We start from the raw sequence: 16,934 nt of genomic DNA on the forward strand, positions 1-16,934 counted from the left end.
CCCGCCGGTGCTCACCCTGCCGGCCCGCACCCCGCCGGTGCTCACCCCGCCGGCGCTCAGCCCGCCGGCCCGCGCCCTACCGGCCCGCACCCCGCCGGCCCGGGGGCGGAGAGCGGGCCGGCCGGCAGCCCGCCCGTCCGATGACCGTCAGGCCCCTCGGGTCGGGCGGACTCCCGGACGCCACCGCGCACGGGGGCGGTGGCGTCCGGGGGTTCACCGTCCTCTACGACGCGCACTGCCCACTCTGCCGGTCCGCCCGGCGCTGGCTGGCGTCCCGCGCCCAGCTCGTACCCCTGGAGTTCGTGCCCGCCGGCTCGGCCGAGGCCCGGCGGCGCTTCCCCGGCCTGGACCACGACGCCACGCTGCGCGACCTGACCGTGGTCGCGGACACCGGCGAGGTGTACGCCGGGGACGGCGCCTGGTTCGCCTGCCTCTGGGCCCTGGCCGACCACCGGGGCGCCGCCGAGCGGCTGGCCCGACCGCACCTGCTCCCCCTGGCCCGGCGGGTGGTCGCCGCCGCCGCCTCGGTCCGCGAACGCGTTCGCGACCCGTGGGCGGAGCCGGGCGACGACCTGGCGGGATACGGTGACCCCGATGACCGAGCAGACTGCGCCGACGACCGCTGCGGGTGAGCCGGCGACCGCGCGCGGCGAGCAGACCCGGCAGCTCATCCTGGACACCGCGATGCGGCTGTTCCGCGAGCGCGGGTACGCCCGGACCACCATGCGCGCCATCGCCCAGGAGGCCGGGGTGGCGGTGGGCAACGCCTACTACTACTTCGGCTCCAAGGAACACCTGATCCAGGAGTTCTACGCCCGTTCCCAGGTGGAGCACCGGGCGGCGGCCGGGCCGGTGCTCGCCCGGGAACCCGACCTCGCCGCCCGGCTGGCGGGGGTGATGCACGCCGGGATCGACGTGCTCACCCCGTCGCACTCCTTCGCCGCCAGCTTCTTCAAGACGGCGGCGGAGCCGACCTCCCCGCTGAGCCCCTTCTCGGCGGAGTCGTCGGGCCCGCGCGAGGCGGCGATCGGTCTCTTCGCCGAGGCTCTGGAGGGCTCCACCGCCCGGGTCGACCCGGAGTTGCGCCCGCACCTGCCGGAGCTGCTCTGGTTGGGGTACATGGGGGTGGTGCTCTACTGGGTCTACGACCGCTCGCCCGGCCAGACCCGCACCCGGCAGCTCATCGACGGTGCGGTGCCGTTGGTCGACCGGCTGGTGGGGCTGTCCCGGTTGCGCGTGCTGCGCCCGGTGACCCGGCAGGTGCTCGACCTCATTCGTACGCTGCGTCACTGACCCCTTACGACGCCATCCCCCGAGTAGCCGCAGGTCAAGTCCGCTATTCGACACCCGGATCGCACCTACGGCATCTTGCCTTCACCCCCACAGTTACGTAGCGTGATCGGTGCGCACGTCACCTGCGGGACCCTGGGGGAGACTGCGGACCGTGGATCCGGCCCGGGATCCACGGTCCGCGCCCCGCCGTGAGGGGGCACGCGGTCAGAGTGGGTCCGGGCGCGCTCGGGGCGGGTAGACGACGAACGAGCGCCAGCCCCGGTCGGGGAAGCCGGCGGCGGTCGCCACCCGGGCGGAGGCGGTGTTGGCGGGGTCGTGCAGGTACGTCGGGACGGCCCCCTCGTCGAGCACCCGGCGCGCCGCCTGGGCGACCAGCCGCCGGGCCAGCCCCCGCCCCCGGGCCGCCGGCACGGTGCCGACGGCGAGTTCGTGGCCGTACGCGTCGTGCCGCTTGATCCCGACCCCGGCCAGATAGCGCCCCCGGGCGTCGCGCACCACCAGCACCGGCCGGTCGAACAGGCGCAGCCAGGACGGCAGCCCGGCGGCGCCCGGAGGTGTCCACTCCCCCACGTCCGGCAGCGGGGCCGGCGCCACGCTCCACCGGAACACGTCGTCGTGCACCGCCCAGCCGGGTCGTCCGACCGCGGCGGGCAGCGCCGGAAGCGGCGGCCCGCCCGGCAGCCGGGCCAGCTCGCGGACCGCCGCGACCCGGTCGGGAGCCACGGAGAGCACGGTGCTCGCGCCGGCGGTCACCGCGACGGCGGGCCGGAGCCGGCCGTCCCAGGCCGGTCGGGCCCGCCGGTGCGAGCCGACCACGTGCAGCCCGGGCCCCGCCGGCCACTGGCCGAGCCAGCTCGCCAGGTGCAGGTGCAGCCGCCGGTCGAGCATCGCCGCCCACCTCCCCGCGGCCGTCGTGGTCATTCGGCGTCCGGGCCGCCGACACCCGGCCCGCCTCGCCGACGATCACCGTACGCGGGCACGGCGGCACCACGTCACGGAACCCGTCACGGGGCGGGCCCACCCGGCGTCCCGTGACCCGGCGGGCCCGGCGCCGTGGCACGCGGGCCGGCGTCGAGGGTTGGGCGGCGCGGCGGGCGGGTAGACGTACAGGTACGTCGATGACCGCGGGTTCGTGGGACGGCGGCCGATCACGGGAACCAGACGCATCGACCGTCCGTCATATTCATTTTCATACATGGACAACTTTGTTTGGGACGGTATGGTCATGCCGAATCAGCCGAACGACCGGTACCACCAGGCCCCCGAGCGACTCTGGCGGGCCACCGAGGCCACCGGGCGGTTCCCGGCCCAGTCGGCGTACCGGGGTCACCGCGCCGGGGCCGAGGCGCTGCCGTGGAGCGAGGTGGACAAGCAGCCGGCCGGCGCCGCCTCGCGCGGCGGCCTGAACACCCGCTGACCGTCCCGCGTGGCGGGGGGGTGGCTGCGCGACACACCCGGACGGTCCACCGGCGGCTTTCGCACACCTGTCGGGTAATTTCTTCTGGTCCGGCATCCCGGCCTACGACAGGAGAAGCTCCGCGCATGGGCAAGAAGACGATCCACGTCTCCGACTTCAGCGGCACGGTCATCCAGCCCGACGACGAGGTGGTCCGCGTCGTCGTCCTGGAGCACCCTGACCTGGTCGCGGGGCCCGTGCGGCTGGACGCCACCCCGGTCGAGGTGGAGGGCATCGACGACGCCGCGCTGGACGTCGCGGTGGTCGAGATCCACGACCGGCACGGCGACGGCGAGCCGCGCCGGGTGGTGCTCACCGCGAGCGAGTTCGACGCGATGGCGACCGACGTGCCGATGGCGCAGCTGTTGAAGACGGCCGAGCGGGTCCGCCCGCCGAAGGCCCGCAAGGGCGCGGAACGGGTCGACTACGGCACGATCGAGCACGCCGGCCGGCCGCACCGGGGCCGGGTCACCGAGGAGGAGGCCCGGTTGGTGCGCGAGCGGCTCGACGAGGTCAACAAGCGGCTCGCCGACGCCGGGATCCGTCAGGTCGACCCGACGGATCCCGAGCACGCCGCCCGCTACGGCTTCCCCGCCGCGCCCTGAGCCGGGTCAGCCCTGCTCCTGGACGGCCCGCAACGCCGCCGCCACCGAGGCCTCGACCGCGGCCTTGGTCACGCCGAGCCCGCTGAGGGCGCCGGCACCGTTCTCGTGCTCCAGGAGCGCGAGCAGGATGTGCTCGGTGCCGATGTAGTTGTGCCCCAGCCGCAGGGCCTCCCGGAAGGTCAGCTCCAGCGCCTTCTTGCCCTGGGCGTCGTACGGGATCAGGTCGGGCACCTCGCCGGACGAGGGCGGCAGCGCGGCCGTCGCGGCCTCGCGCACCCGCTCCAGCGACACTCCCTGGGCGACGATCGCCTTCGCGGCCAGCGCCTCCGGCTCGCTGAGCAGCCCCAGCACCAGGTGCTCGGGGCGGGTCTCGGCGTGGCCGGTGGCGCGGGCCTCGTTCTGCGCGGCCATCACCACGTTGCGGGCCCGGGGGGTGAACCGGGCGAAGCCCTGCTGCGGGTCCAGCGGCGTCTCGTCCGCCTTCGGCACGAAGCGCTTCTGTGCCGCCTGCTTGCTGACGCCCATGCTGCGGCCGATGTCGGTCCAGGACGCGCCCGAGCGGCGGGCCTGGTCGACGAAGTGGCCGATCAGGTGGTCGGCGACGTCGCCGAGGTGGTCGGCCGCGATGACCGCGTCGGTGAGCTGGTCGAGCGCATCGGTGTGCGCCTTCTTGATCGCCTGGATCAGGTCGTCCAGGCGTACCGGGTTGTTCATCTGCACTGGTTCCGTCATGCGTCAACCATAGGTTGACGACGGTCGACCGTCAACCTGAAGTTGACGGCAATCGTCCGTGGCGCACCCCGGGCCCGCGACCCCGTCGAATCACGGTGCGTGACGGGCCGTAGGAAAGTTTCACCATTGCCCCCGACGATATAGAAGATTTACGATCCGGTCTCCATCGTCCAACCGCCCCCTCGGGACGAACATCGGAGGCAACATGTGTGACGCACCGGAGACAGCCGGCCTGAGCCACCTACCGGCCCGACGCCGCACCCTCCTCACGGCGCTCGGCGTCGGCGTGGGGATCGGGGTCGTCGGCCTGCCCAGCCCCGCGATGGCCGCCGTCGCCGGCTGGAGCAACCCGACTCGCGGCACGCTGACCTCCGGCTACAAGAGCCCCAGCCGGCCCGGTCACCTGGGCTGGGACGTGGCCAACAGCCAGGGCACCCCGGTCTACGCCACGGCCGCCGGGACCGTCCGGGACATCAAGACCAACTCGTACCCGGGTGACACCGCGAGCGGTCCGCTGGGCGGCCGCACCGGCAACAGCGTCCACATCAACCACGCCGACGGCTACTTCTCCTACTACGGCCACCTGCACCGTGTGCTGGTCAGCGCCGGCCAGCAGGTCAGCTGCGGCCAGTTGGTCGGCCTGATGGGCACCACCGGCAACTCGACCGGCCCGCACCTGCACTTCGAGATCCACAACCCCCGGCTGACCTCGATGGACCCCCGGGTCTTCCTGGCCAACCGGGGCATCACCCTCGGCTCCACGGCCCCGGTGGGCAGCACCGGCTACCCGAGCGTCGGCCAGGGCGCCTCGGGCTGGGTGCCCCGGGTGATCCAGTACCTGGTGCGGGCGCGCGGCGTCTCCGTCGTGGTGGACGGGGTCTACGGGCCGGGCTGCGCCGCTTCGGTCAGGTCGTTCCAGAGCGGCCGGGGCCTCTACGCCGACGGCATGGTCGGCCCGATCACCTGGACCGCGCTCGTGCTGCCCCTGCGGGAGGGCAACTCCGGTGACCTGGTGCGCGGCCTCCAGACCGCGCTCAACGCCCGGGGGGCGAGCCTCCTCGTCGACGGCGGCTTCGGTGCGGTCACCACCAGCGCGGTACGCAGCTTCCAGAGCCGCAACGGCCTCGTCGTCGACGGCCTCGTCGGCCCGGTGACCTGGAGCGTGCTCATCTGAGCGGGCCCGTCAGAGCCAGCCGTTGTCCCGGGCGGTGCGGAACGCCTCCGCCCGGTTGGCCACCCCGAGCTTGCTGACCGCCGCGGAGAGGTGGTTGCGGACCGTGCCCGCCGACAGGTGGGTACGCCGGGCCACCTCCGCCACCGGCGTGTCGTACTCGGCCAGCCGCAGCACGTCCAGCTCGCGCGGCGTGAGCGGGCACTCGGGCGCGGTGAGCGCGTCGGCGGCCAGCGCCGGATCGACGTACCGGCCGCCGGCATGCACGCGGCGGATGACGTCGGCGAGCGTCCCGCCCGGCGCGCCCTTGGGCAGGAACCCCTTGGCCCCGGCCGCCAGCGCGCGTTGCAGGTGCGGCGGCCGGCCGTGCCCGGTCAGGATCACCACCTTGCAGGCGGGCAGGACGCGCGCCAGCTCCGCCGTCACCTCCAGCCCGTCCAGGGCCGGCATCTGGAGGTCCACCACGGCGACGTCCGGCCGGTGGGCGAGCGCGGCGGTCACGGCGGCCCGCCCGTCCGGCGCCTCGGTCACCACCTCCAGGTCGGACTCCAGACCGAGCAGGGCGGCCAGCGCCGCGCGGATCAGGTCCTCGTCGTCGGCGAGCAGCACCCTGATCACGGGCGGGTCCGTACCGTCACGTCGAGGCGGAACACCCCGTCGTCGATCCGGTGGCGCAGGGTCCCCCCGGCCTCGGCCAGCCGCTCGGCCAGCCCGCGCAGCCCGAAGCTGTGCCGGTCCGGCGACGCCCCCTCGGCGCCGTCGTTCGTCATTGTCATCCGTACCTCGTCCTCGTCCTGGCTGATCTCGATGGTGCACCAGGTGGCCCGGCTGTGCCGCAACACGTTGGTGCTGGCCTCCCGCAGCACCGCGACAAGCTGCCGGGCGATCTCCGACGGTACGTCGTCCGGCGGCAGCGCGACCGCGCAGCGGATGCCGGAGGAACGCAGCACCTGCTCGACCGCGGCGATCTGGTCCCCGAGGTCCACCGCACGGTACCCGTGCACCACCTCGCGCAGCTCGACCAGCGCCGACGCGGCCAGCCGCTGCACCTCGGCGGCCTCCCGGCTGGCGCGCCCGGCGTCCGTCGCCGCCAGCCGGGACGCCAGCTCGGCCTTGAGCGCGATGACCGAGAGGCTGTGCCCGAGCAGGTCGTGCACGTCGCGGGCGAAGCGCAGCCGCTCCTCGGTGGCCGCGAGCCGCCCCTGGGCGGCCCGTCCCCGCTGCGCCTGGACGAGCAGCCCCCACAGCCAGAGCTGGAGGGCGTTCCACGCGGCCATGGAGAGGCCGGCTACCAGCACGATGGTGACCTGGCCGCGGACCGGGGCCCCGTTCCAGGCCGCCACCCCGGCGGCCGTCGCCACGGACAGCAGCACCGCCGGGCCGGCGGCCCACCACTGCCGCAGCAGGGACACCGAGCCGATCACCGACGCCCCCAGGAATCCCCAGGTCGCCCACTCCGGCCCGCCCACGGGCCCGACCAGCGGTACGGAGAGCACGGCGGCGCAGACGAACCCGGCGAGCAGGCGGCGCCGCGTCGACTCGGCCAGCCACGGGGTGATCGCCCCGTACAGCGCTCCGCTCTGCGCGGCGACGAACAGGACGACGCCCACCGCCCCGGCCGCCGCCCAGCGGGGATCCTCCTCCCGCGACAGTCCGACGGCGGCCAGCAGCAACGTGCCCAGGACGCCGCTGCCGACGGTGCTCAACGTGACGGCACGGGCGCGGCGCAGGCCGACGTCACGCTCGACCTGCGCCCGCTCCATGCTCACGCTCCCGATGCCAGGTGGCGCGATGACCTCGATCATCCGTGCCGGGGCTCCCATCGGAAGTACCGGGCGGCCGTGAACAGCGACACCGCCAGCCAGACCAGCAGCACCCCGAAGGAGGGCAGCGTCTCGACCAGCGTCCCGGCGAAGCTCAGGGCCTGGCCCTCGTCGGTGCGGGCGAGCCAGCCGACGCGCATGATCTCGGTGAACGGCCCCATGGGCAGGAACCAGAGGATCCGTTCCAGCGACTCCGGCAGCGCGCCGAGCGGCAGCAGCGCACCCGGCGTGGCCAGGAAGATCACCAGGGTCGGCAGGGTGGTCAGCATGGCCGCCTCGGAGCTGCGGGTGATCGCGGAGAGCGCCGCCGAGAAGGCCGCCATGATCGCGGACCCGATCAGCAACGCCAGCGCCATGACCAGCGGGTTCTTCGGCATCGGCAGGCCCAGCACCAGGAGGGCGTAACCGACCAGCACGACGAACTGGGCGAGGAAGATCGCCACGGTGCTGCTGGCCGTGCCGAGCAGGATGGTGCGGTCCGAGGCGAGCCCCGCCCGCAGCCGCTTGAGCACCAACTCCTGGCGGCGCGACGCGTACACGGTGGTCAGGTGGTGGTGCACCAGGAAGACCATGATCAGGGTGGTGATGCTGACGACCCGGCGGACGCCGGGCACCGCCTCGCCCCCGTACTCGCTGATGAGCAGGATGGCGATCATCAGCGGGGTCACCACGGACATGGCGGTGGCCGTCCAGTTGCGACGCAGCGCCAGCAGCTCCATCTTGAGCATCGCGGCCATCTGCCAGAGCGGCCTGGTCGCCCGGTCGCGCGGGGTGGCGGTGGTGGTGGGGCTCTGCGTCGTCATCGTCCCGCTCATCGGGCGGCCTCCGGTTCCGCGTGCTGGTCGGTCTGGTCGTGGTCGGCGGCGATGTCCAGGAAGACATCCTCCAGGGTGGCCGGTCGGGCCGACAGGGAAGCCAGTCGGATGTCGCCCGCGTTGGCCCATTCGAGCAGCCGGGTGAGGTCGCTCTGGAGTTGGCGGGACTCGTACGTGACCCGGTCGCCCTCGACCATGCGGGCGGCGTGCGGCAGGTCGGGAAGGGCGTCCGTCGCCGGCAGCCGGAAGCTGATCCGGGCGGGCAGGGTGCGTACGACGTCCTCCGGGGCGCCCGTGGCGACGATGCTCCCGCCCCGCATGATGGCCACCCGGTCGGCGAGGACCTCGGCCTCCTCCAGGTAGTGCGTGGTGAGCAGGACGGTGGTCCCGCCCTTCTGGAGCTCGCGGACGACGTCCCAGGTGCGGCGCCGGGAGGCCGGGTCCATGCCCGTGGTCGGCTCGTCGAGGAAGAGCACCTCCGGGCGGCCGAGCACGGCCAGCGCCAGCTCCAGCCGCCGGCCCTCGCCGCCGGAGAGCTGCTCGACCGCCACGTTCATCCGGTCGCCGAGGTCGACCAGGTCCAGCACCTCCGCGGTGGTCTGCGGCCGGACGGTGAGGGAGCGCCAGATCTCCACCGTCTCCCGGACGGTCAGCGCACCGGTGAACCCGCCGTGCTGGAGCATCACCCCCGTCCGGGGACGCAGCGCGGCCCGCTCCCGCACCGGATCCAGCCCGAGCACCCGGACCCGGCCGGAGGTGGCCGGTTGCAGTCCCTCCAGGACCTCGATGGTGGTGGTCTTGCCGGCACCGTTGGTGCCCAGCAGGGCGAACAGCTCGCCTCGTTGGATCCGCAGCGAGATCCCCCGCACCGCCTCGAACTCCCCGTAGCTGCGCCGCAGCCCGTCCACTTCGATCACGACGTCATCCATGCTTCACAGGCTGCCGTCGACCGGCGACAGAACCAACCCCCGCCGCGTCACGTTCCGACCGTGTCGTACGCATGCCTCACCCGTGCGTCCGCCACGTGCGCGACGCCCGCCCCCGGCGGCTCACCCGGTGGTGGCGACGAACGGCGGCACGTCCACCGGGAGTTCCGGCAGTACCCCCGCGAGAGCCTGGACCTTCGACCACGTCATGGTCACCTGGTCGAGGTCCCCCTCCCCCAGCGGGACGCCCAGCTCGCCGAACGCCTGGGCCAGCCGCTCCCGCCGGACGGGGTCGACCCCGTCGGCGGGCGCCTCCGGGGCGCAGACCGCCGCGAGGTCCGTCACGACCCCCAGCTTCGGCTCGCGCTCGTGCCAGCCCGTACGCCGCTGGTAGACGTCGGCGACGGCGGCCAGCTCGAAGTCGCGGCCGGGGGCGGCGGCCAGTTGCAGCGACAGCGGCAACCCGTCGCCGTCGGCCCCCATCGGCAGCGCCAGCGCGGGGAAGCCGACCGCGCTCCAGATGCTGGGCAGGAAGGAGATCGTCTGGAGGCTGGCCTGGTCGTCGTAGCGGGGGGCGGCGGACGGCCAGGCGGGCGTGGCGATGACGTCGACGTCCCGCAACCGCGCCCGCAGGGCCTCGGCGCCCCACCCACGCACCCGCTGGGCCCGCAGGTACGTCTCCGCCGGGAGCACGCCGCCGAGCGCGACGTTCCACCGGAACGGCCGGCCGTAGTCGTTCCAGCGCGCCCGGAACTGCGCCCCGTGCACCTCGAACGCCTCCACCAGCATCGTCACGAGCTGCGCGGCGAAGAGCGGGAACGCCTCGTCGAGGGGCACGTCGACGACCTCCGCCCCGGCGGCCCGCAGCTCGTCGAGCGCGGCGTCGAAGGCGGCGGCGGTGTCGTCGGTCAGCGCGGCGGCGTACCGCACGAGGTCCCCCGGGACGCCGACACGGACGCCCGCGAGGTCGGCGAGCGCCGGCCGGGACAGCTCCGCGGGCCGGTCCGCCATCACGGCGAGCAGCCGCGCGCACTCCCGGGCCGTACGGGCCAGCGGACCCGCCGTCTCGACCGACCGCGCCAGCGGGCGGACACCCGCCGCCGGCAGGAGGCCCTGCGTCGGCTTCAGCCCGGTCACGCCGCACAGCGCGGCCGGGATCCGGATGCTGCCGTTGCTGTCGGTGCCGACACCCGCGTCGAAGAACCCGGCGGGGATGCCGTTGGCGCTGCCGCAGCTCGACCCGCCGGTCCACCGGTGGGGGTCCCACGGGTTGCGCGGCACCGGGAAGGACGCGTCCGGGTCCGGCCGGGACAGCGCGTGCTCCGCCATCGTGGTCTTGCCCACGATCACCGCGCCCGCCGCGCGCAGCCGTGCCACCACGGTCGCGTCGCGGTCGGCCCACCAGCCCGCGTCGTGCACGACGCTCTGGCAGGTGCTCGGCGCGCCGGCGACGGCGACGACGTCCTTGACGCCGATCAGCGTGCCGCGCAGCGGCCCGTCCGTGCCGGGGTCGTCGACAGGGAAGCGGTGCAGGAAGGTGCCGAGCATCGGCCCGAGCCGGTCGGCCCGCTCGGCTGCGGCGGCGAGGCGGTCCATGTCAGCTCACCACCTGGTGATCGGGCCGGCCGGTCGCGACGGTTCGCGGGGCGGCGGAATTGACGGGCCGATTACCGGCCAATTCCCGTTCGGTGCCCGTCACAGTTTCCCGAAAGAAGTCGGTGTGTGGAAAGGCGAACAACTCGGCCGTGGCGTCGTCACGACCCATGACATCCGTTCCCGCGTCGACGGTCGACGAATGACCGTCACCGTTCCGCCTCTGACGTGTCACGAACACCTCCCCGCACGGGCCACGGAATGCGCAGCCCAGGACCACGACAGGTCCGACGATGGCGGGTACGGCCATCGCGGGGTAACCCCTACGGTCACCCCTCACCACCCCGGAATAAGGCGCCTCGGACGCCAATTCTCGCGGCGGCGGCCCCGGAATTCCTGGCTCCCCGCTCCCTAGCGCTGCTAAATACTATTCGCATACCCGCACCGATCTAAATGGGGAAATCAATGAGCAACGCAATCGCGAACCTCGTGGCCACACCCACGCCCGGTGCGGTGGACCCACAGGCGATCGACGTGGCGGACGTGCACAAGAGCTACGGCGACGTGCGCGCCGTCAACGGCATCGACCTGCGGATCGCTCCCGGCGAGGTGGTCGCGTTGCTCGGGCCCAACGGTGCGGGGAAGTCCACGCTCGTCGACATGATCCTGGGGCTCACCCGCCCCGACCGTGGCGAGATCCGCGTCTTCGGGCACACCCCCCGGGAGGCCATCACCCGGGGCGTCATCGGGGCGACGCTCCAGGACGGCGCCCTGCTCGACGACGTGTCGATCCGCGAGCTGCTCACGATGGTGGCGTCGCTGCACACCGCCCCGCTGCCGATCGCCGAGGTGCTGCGCCGCACCGACCTCACCGACGTCGCCGACCGCCGCAGCCGGCTCTCCGGCGGTCAGCGCCAGCGGCTGCGGCTGGCCATGACCCTCGTGTCCGACCCGAAGCTGCTGGTGCTGGACGAGCCGACGGTGGCGATGGACGTCGAGTCCCGCCACGTGTTCTGGGCCGCCATGCGGGAGTTCACCGACTCCGGACGCACCGTGGTGTTCGCCTCCCACTACATGGAGGAGGCCGAGGAGTTCGCCGACCGGGTGGTGCTCGTACAGGCCGGGAAGATCATCGCCGACGGCACGGTCACGGAGATCCGCTCCGTGGTGGCGGGCCGCTCGCTGTCGGCCACCGTCCCGGACGCGACGGTCGAGCAGCTGCGCCTGCTGCCCGGCGTGATGACCGCCGAGGCCCGTGGCCAGCGCGTCGAGATCGTCAGTTCCGACTCCGACGCCACCGCCCGCGAGTTGTTCGCGCGCTTCCCCCAGGCGTACGACGTCGAGATCGGCGCCCTCGGCCTGGAACAGGCGTTCCTGGCCCTCACCGCGACGAAGGGCGGGGCCGCCTGATGAGCGCCGGCTTCCTCAAGCTCGAAGTGAAGCGGGTGCTCCGGGCCCGCAAGTTCTGGATCGTCGCGTTCCTGTTCCCGACGCTGCTCTACCTGATGCAGGCCAACCTGTTCGACATGATGCAGGCCAACCTGGCCGGCGGAGGCGCCGGCATCAACTTCAGTGAGCACCTGCTCGGCAGTCTCGCCGCCTTCGGGGCGCTCTTCGTCGCGCTGAACGTCGGCACCAGGGTGGCGATCGAGCGGTCCACCGGATGGCAGCGCCAACTGCGCATCACCCCCCTGTCCCCGACCTCCTACCTGGCGGCGAAGCTGACCGCGGCGATGGTGGTGGCGCTACCGGCGATCACGGCGGTGGCGCTCACCGGCGCGCTGCTGGAGGGCGTCCGGCTGCCGGTGGGCGGCTGGCTCCAACTGGTGCTCGGGGTGTGGGTCGGCACGCTGCCGTTCGCGCTGCTGGGCGTCTTCATCGGCCAGGTCGCCACGGCCGAGAGCGTGCAGGTGCTCACCTCCGTCTCGCACATGCTGCTCGGCGTGCTCGGCGGCGCGCTGGTCCCGTCGGTCGCGTTCCCCGACTGGATGCAGACGGCGTCCGCGATCATGCCGAGCCACTGGCTGGCCGAAATCGGGCACAGCCCGTTCGAGGACACCGCCCGGCTCGGGCTCGCCGCCGTGGTGCTCGCGGGCTGGACCGTCGTGCTCGGCGGCGCCGTGATCCTGCGGTACCTGAAGGACAGCGCCCGCGTCTGAGCGCCCGCGACCGGGAGCGCACGGGCCGCACCCCCTGAACGACGAACGTACGCACCGCTACGACGAGGGATCCCATCGTGAAGAAGAACTCCTGGCAGATACTGCGCAAGGGCGGGCCGGGCGGCCTCACGCTCACCGTCGACTTCACCAGCACCGGCCGCACCCAGGCGTGCTTCCGCGACCTGGTGCCCCTGTTGAGCGCGCCCGGCGAGATCTGGGAGACCGTGGCACCCGCCTCCGGCGCCGAGGACACCATGTCCGGCGCCGACTACGTCGAGCGGTGGGCGAAGGGCGTACGCCGGCGGGAACGCACCGTCGACACCGTGATCGGCTACTGCGTGGGCGCGGTGTTCGCCGCCCCCCTCGCGTCCCGGCTGGCCGAGTCGCAGGACGAGGCGCCGAGGCTGGTCCTGCTGGACCCGGAGCTGCCGAACATCGTCGGGCTGTACCGGGACTTCCACGCCGCCGCGGACGCGCTGCGGACCATCCTCACCCCCGAGGAGATCGCGGCGTTCCACGCCGACGGCCAGGCGGTGCAGGAGAAGCACGGGCTCGAGGACCTCACCCTCATCGGTCCCGCGCTCGCCGGGATCTTCTCCGACGCGATCGACGTGGCGGGCCGCCGGCTCGGCCTGGACGACGACGTCCGGGCCGAACTGGGCGGCAGCTTCGCCTCGTTCGTCGGCTACCTGCGGGCGGCGACGGAGATCGACCCCGCCCCGCAGTGGGCGACGGCGACGGCGATCACCTCCGCGCACTCGACCCAGCGCGGGCAGGGCTTCGGGCGCACCATCCCGCTCGCCGTCGACCACGACCAGATGCTGCGTCACCCCGACGTCGCCGCGACGGTCTCCGGCCTGATGACCGGTGCGGACGCCGGTCAGCGGATCGCGGGGTAGCGCGGTGGCACCGGGCCCGGCGGGCGGCGAGCCCGCGCTCTTCACCGACCTGTTCGCGGAACAGGTGCGGCGCACCCCGGACGCCATCGCCGTCATGTGGGGCGAGCACCACAGGACGTACGCCGAGCTGGACGCCGAGGCGAACCGCCTCGCGCACCGGCTGGTGTCGCTCGGCGCGGGCCCGGAGCGGCTCGTGGCGATCGGGATCCGCTCGGCGCACCTGGTGGTCGCCGCCCTCGCCACCCTCAAGGCCGGGGCGGCCTACCTGCCGCTGGACCTCAGCTACCCGCCGCAGCGGCTGGAGCACATGCTCACCGACGCGCGGCCCATGCTGCTGCTGACCACCGGCGACGACCAGCACGCGGTGCCGGCGGCCGACCTGCCGCGGGTCCTGCTCGACGACCCGGACGCGTACGCCGGGCAGCCGGACACCGAGGTCACCGACGCCGACCGGCTCGCCCCGCTGCGGCCCGCCAACGTCGCGTACGTCATCTACACCTCCGGCTCCACCGGCAGCCCGAAGGGCGTGCTGATCGAGCATCGCCAGCTCGGCACGTACCTGCGCCACGTCGTGCGCTCCTACCCGGGCGTACGCGGCCGGGCGCTGCTGCACTCCTCGTTCGCGTTCGACCTGACGGTCACCGCGTTCTACGCGCCGCTGATGACGGGCGGCTGCGTGCACATCGGCGCCCTGGAGGAGATGGGCACGCCCGCCGCCGGACCGGCCGGGCAGCAGCGGCCCACCTTCGTGAAGGTGACGCCGTCGCACATCCCGCTGCTCACCGCGCTGCCGGCCCAGGCGTCCCCGACCGGGGAGCTGATGGCGGGTGGCGAGCTGCTGCTCGGCGAGACCGTCGACGCCTGGCGCCGCCGGCACCCCGGCGCGCGGGTGGTCAACGAGTACGGCCCGACGGAGACGACCGTCGGGTGCAGCACCGTGGTCATCGAGCCCGACCAGCCGGTGCCGCCGGGGCCGCTGCCCATCGGCCAGCCCATGCCCGACGTGCGCTACCACGTGCTGGACGACGAGCTGCGCCCGGTGCGGCCCGGCGAGATCGGCGAGCTGCACATCGCGGGCGGCCAGCTGGCCCGGGGCTACCTGCACCGGCCGGGCCTGACCGCCGAGCGGTTCCTGCCCGACCCGTTCGGCCCGCCCGGCTCGCGCATGTACCGCTCCGGCGACCGGGTCCGGCCCACCGAGGACGGCGAGTACGAGTTCTGCGGGCGGGTCGACAACCAGGCCAAGATCCGCGGCTACCGCATCGAGCTGGGCGAGATCGAGGCGGCACTGCTGCGCCGTCCGGAGGTGCGGCACGCGGCGGCGGTGATCCGTACGGACACGCCGGAGGTCAAGCAGCTCGTCGCGTACGTCGTGCCCGGGGAGGGCGCGAGGATCGACGCGCAGCAGGTGCGCAAGGACCTTGCCGAGACGCTGCCGGAGTACATGGTGCCGAGCGCCGTGGTGAGCCTCCCGGCGCTGCCGCTGACCGTCAACCGCAAGCTCGACACGGCGGCCCTGCCGGCGCCGGAGGTCGCGGCGACCCCGGGTGGGCGGGCGCCGGCCGACGAGTTGCAGGCGTTGCTCTGCGAGCTCTTCGCCACCTACACGGCCGTCTCCTCGATCGGCGTCGACGACGACTTCTTCGTCCGGGGCGGCACCAGCCTCGGCGCCGCCCAACTGGTCAACGAGGCACGCCGGCGCGGGCTCACCCTGTCGCTGCGCGACGTGCTGGAAAACCGGACCGTGGCGCGGCTCGCCGAGGTCTGCGCCGACACCGACCGAGGGGACGAGTGAGCATGAGCATCGCGGCCAGCAGGAAGGAAGCAGCCATGTGGCTGCTCGAGCGGCTGGTGCCGGACACCGGGGTCAACAACGTGGCGGTCGCCTTCGAGGTGGCCGGCCGGATCGACCGCGGGCTGTTCACGGCGGCGCTGCGGGCGGTGCTGGCCCGGCACGAGGTGCTGCGCACCGTGTTCCGCTCCGACGACGCGACGCTGACCCGGGAGGTGCTCGCCGCCGACCAGCTCGACGTGCCCGTGGTGGACATCCCGGCCGGTGACGACGGGATGGACGCCGACCTGACCGCGTTCGCCGCCGAGCCCTTCGAGATCGACGGCCGCCCCCTGCTGCGGGCGGGGATCCGCGCGGGAGCGGACGCCGACGTGTGCTGCGTCGTCGTGCACCACCTGAACTTCGACGCCATGTCGACCACGATCCTGCTCCGCGAACTGCTCGCCGGCTACGAGGCGCTCGCGGCGGGCGGCCGGCCCGACGACGCCCCGATGGCCGCGCTAGCGGAGCGCACGCCGAACGAGCGCAGCGTCGCGTACTGGCGCAAGAACCTCGACGGGCTGCGGGCCGCCGAGGCGGGCCTGTGGTGCGCCCTGCCGCCCGTCGGGGCGCCGTCCCTGCGCGCCCGCACCGTCCACCACGAGCTCTCCGCGCCGGCCCGCGCCGTGGTGCGCCGCTTCCAGCGCGAACTGCGCGCCTCCGAGGCTGTCGTGCTGCTCGCGGCGTACTCGGTGCTGCTCGCCCAGCACGGCGCGGGCTCCGACGTGGTCATCGGCACCCCGGTGAACGTGCGCGACCAGCGCAGCATGAACGCCATCGGCTATCACGCGAACCTGGTGCCGCTGCGGGTGCGGGTCGACCCGGACGCCGACTTCCGCGCCGTCGTCAAGCAGACGCGCAGCACCTTCCTGGAGGCGATCAGCCACGCCGACGTGCCGCTGGAGCACGTCTCCCCCGCCGTGCTCGGCGACGCGCCGTCGTCGTGGCGCAGCTCGTTCTTCCGGCACCTGTTCAACTACGTGCCCGGCACCGTCGACGCCTCCGCCACCCTGACCGGGATGCCCTTGCGCCACGTCATGGTGGAGAACGGCTACAGCCGCTTCGACCTGGAGTTCTTCATCATGCCGGGCGAGGACGCGACCACCGTCCGCGCGGCGTTCTGCGTCGACGCCTTCGACGCCGCCGACGTCGGGCTGCTGCTGCAACGGTACGACGCGCTGCTCGTGCGGCTGGGCGACGACCTGGAGCGGCCGGTGGCGCAGCTGTCCCGCCGGGGCGCGGACGACCTCGCCCTGCCGGCGTCGGCGCCGGAGACGGCCACCACGGCGTCCGTGCTGGACGCCGTGCACGCGACGGCCGCCGCGAGCCCGGACCTCGTCGCGGTGCGGGACGGGGCGGACGACGTGTCGTACGGCCGGCTGTGGTCGGCGGCGCTCGCCACCCGGGACCTGGTCGCCGCCTCGGACGGGAGCACGGTCGCGGTGCTGGCGCCGCGCGGCGCGGAGCTGGCCGCCGCGTGGCTCGGCGTGTGGCTGGCGGGCAGGCGCTGCGTCCTGCTCGATCCGACCCAGCCGATCCCCGACCTCGCCGCGCGGCTGGCCGACTCGGGTGCCGCCCCGGTGCTGGCGGCCGAGGGCCTCCCCGTGCCCGGCGCGGTACGCATCCCCGCC

Annotated in this window: 18 protein-coding genes; 10 read left to right on the forward strand and 8 right to left on the reverse strand. The window is 73.9% G+C overall.

Features of this window, described 5'->3' with window-relative positions; all coding sequences use genetic code 11:
* The first annotated feature begins 140 nt into the window (after positions 1-140).
* Both F6X68_RS19595 and F6X68_RS19600 read left to right on the forward strand, forming a co-directional pair.
* The gene (locus tag F6X68_RS19595; RefSeq protein ID WP_151455660.1) at positions 141-632 is read left to right on the forward strand and encodes a thiol-disulfide oxidoreductase DCC family protein; all 492 of its coding nucleotides are present in this window, start codon (positions 141-143) and stop codon (positions 630-632) included.
* On the forward strand, positions 595-1,293 hold the full coding sequence (locus tag F6X68_RS19600; RefSeq protein ID WP_132240842.1) for a TetR/AcrR family transcriptional regulator: 699 nt from the start codon (positions 595-597) through the stop codon (positions 1,291-1,293). Before F6X68_RS19595 ends, F6X68_RS19600 begins: the two co-directional genes overlap by 38 nt.
* A 204-nt stretch (positions 1,294-1,497) precedes the next feature.
* Here the strand turns inward: F6X68_RS19600 and F6X68_RS19605 are convergent, their stop codons facing one another.
* On the reverse strand, positions 1,498-2,181 hold the full coding sequence (locus tag F6X68_RS19605) for a GNAT family N-acetyltransferase (protein WP_151455673.1): 684 nt from the start codon (positions 2,179-2,181) through the stop codon (positions 1,498-1,500).
* A gap of 337 nt (positions 2,182-2,518) precedes the next feature.
* On the opposite strand from F6X68_RS19605, the gene F6X68_RS19610 reads away from it, so the two are divergent.
* Together F6X68_RS19610 and F6X68_RS19615 are read left to right on the forward strand one after the other, a co-directional pair.
* Entirely contained in the window at positions 2,519-2,710 is a 192-nt protein-coding gene (locus F6X68_RS19610) for a DNA repair protein (protein WP_151455661.1), read from the forward strand.
* 125 nt (positions 2,711-2,835) lie between these two features.
* On the forward strand, positions 2,836-3,354 hold the full coding sequence (locus tag F6X68_RS19615; protein WP_132240844.1) for a hypothetical protein: 519 nt from the start codon (positions 2,836-2,838) through the stop codon (positions 3,352-3,354).
* A 6-nt stretch (positions 3,355-3,360) separates the two neighbouring features.
* Here the strand turns inward: F6X68_RS19615 and F6X68_RS19620 are convergent, their stop codons facing one another.
* Complete coding sequence (locus F6X68_RS19620; protein WP_151455662.1) at positions 3,361-4,086, reverse strand: Clp protease N-terminal domain-containing protein; 726 nt, start codon at positions 4,084-4,086, stop codon at positions 3,361-3,363.
* Positions 4,087-4,291: 205 nt separating this feature from the next.
* On the opposite strand from F6X68_RS19620, the gene F6X68_RS19625 reads away from it, so the two are divergent.
* On the forward strand, positions 4,292-5,260 hold the full coding sequence (locus F6X68_RS19625; protein WP_151455663.1) for a peptidoglycan DD-metalloendopeptidase family protein: 969 nt from the start codon (positions 4,292-4,294) through the stop codon (positions 5,258-5,260).
* Between the two features lie 9 nt (positions 5,261-5,269).
* On the opposite strand, the gene F6X68_RS19630 is transcribed toward F6X68_RS19625, so the two are convergent.
* From F6X68_RS19630 to F6X68_RS19655, 6 genes are all read right to left on the reverse strand, one after another.
* A complete protein-coding gene (locus tag F6X68_RS19630; RefSeq protein ID WP_101411373.1) occupies positions 5,270-5,875 on the reverse strand; it encodes a DNA-binding response regulator in 606 nt (201 codons plus the stop codon).
* A complete protein-coding gene (locus tag F6X68_RS19635) occupies positions 5,872-7,020 on the reverse strand; it encodes a sensor histidine kinase (RefSeq protein WP_132240859.1) in 1,149 nt (382 codons plus the stop codon). Before F6X68_RS19635 ends, F6X68_RS19630 begins: the two co-directional genes overlap by 4 nt.
* 38 nt (positions 7,021-7,058) lie before the next feature.
* Positions 7,059-7,883: an ABC transporter permease gene (locus tag F6X68_RS19640; protein WP_151455664.1), complete on the reverse strand. Its 825-nt coding sequence runs from the start codon at positions 7,881-7,883 to the stop codon at positions 7,059-7,061.
* An 8-nt stretch (positions 7,884-7,891) separates the two neighbouring features.
* The gene (locus F6X68_RS19645; RefSeq protein WP_151455665.1) at positions 7,892-8,824 is read right to left on the reverse strand and encodes an ABC transporter ATP-binding protein; all 933 of its coding nucleotides are present in this window, start codon (positions 8,822-8,824) and stop codon (positions 7,892-7,894) included.
* Positions 8,825-8,944: 120 nt separating this feature from the next.
* A complete protein-coding gene (locus F6X68_RS19650; protein WP_151455666.1) occupies positions 8,945-10,417 on the reverse strand; it encodes an amidase in 1,473 nt (490 codons plus the stop codon).
* Between the two features lies 1 nt (position 10,418).
* Positions 10,419-10,649 carry a hypothetical protein gene (locus F6X68_RS19655; RefSeq protein ID WP_151455667.1) on the reverse strand — a complete coding sequence of 77 codons (231 nt, stop codon included), beginning with the start codon at positions 10,647-10,649 and terminating at the stop codon, positions 10,419-10,421.
* Between the two features lie 230 nt (positions 10,650-10,879).
* Here F6X68_RS19655 and F6X68_RS19660 point away from each other — a divergent pair, with 230 nt between their 5' ends.
* The 5 genes from F6X68_RS19660 to F6X68_RS19680 all read left to right on the forward strand — a co-directional run.
* Positions 10,880-11,824 carry an ABC transporter ATP-binding protein gene (locus F6X68_RS19660; RefSeq protein ID WP_151455668.1) on the forward strand — a complete coding sequence of 315 codons (945 nt, stop codon included), beginning with the start codon at positions 10,880-10,882 and terminating at the stop codon, positions 11,822-11,824.
* Positions 11,824-12,573, forward strand: coding sequence for an ABC transporter permease (locus tag F6X68_RS19665; RefSeq protein WP_151455669.1), 750 nt, complete (start codon positions 11,824-11,826; stop codon positions 12,571-12,573). Before F6X68_RS19660 ends, F6X68_RS19665 begins: the two co-directional genes overlap by 1 nt.
* 77 nt (positions 12,574-12,650) lie before the next feature.
* Positions 12,651-13,472, forward strand: a complete 822-nt coding sequence (locus F6X68_RS19670; RefSeq protein WP_151455670.1) for a hypothetical protein — start codon at positions 12,651-12,653, stop codon at positions 13,470-13,472.
* 4 nt (positions 13,473-13,476) lie between these two features.
* A complete protein-coding gene (locus F6X68_RS19675) occupies positions 13,477-15,267 on the forward strand; it encodes a non-ribosomal peptide synthetase (RefSeq protein ID WP_151455671.1) in 1,791 nt (596 codons plus the stop codon).
* Between the two features lie 2 nt (positions 15,268-15,269).
* A partial coding sequence (locus F6X68_RS19680) for a condensation domain-containing protein (RefSeq protein ID WP_151455672.1) occupies positions 15,270-16,934 on the forward strand: 1,665 nt, incomplete at its 3' end.

It is taken from the genome of Micromonospora sp. AMSO12t, from assembly GCF_008806585.1.
GTDB lineage: Bacteria > Actinomycetota > Actinomycetes > Mycobacteriales > Micromonosporaceae > Micromonospora > Micromonospora reichwaldensis.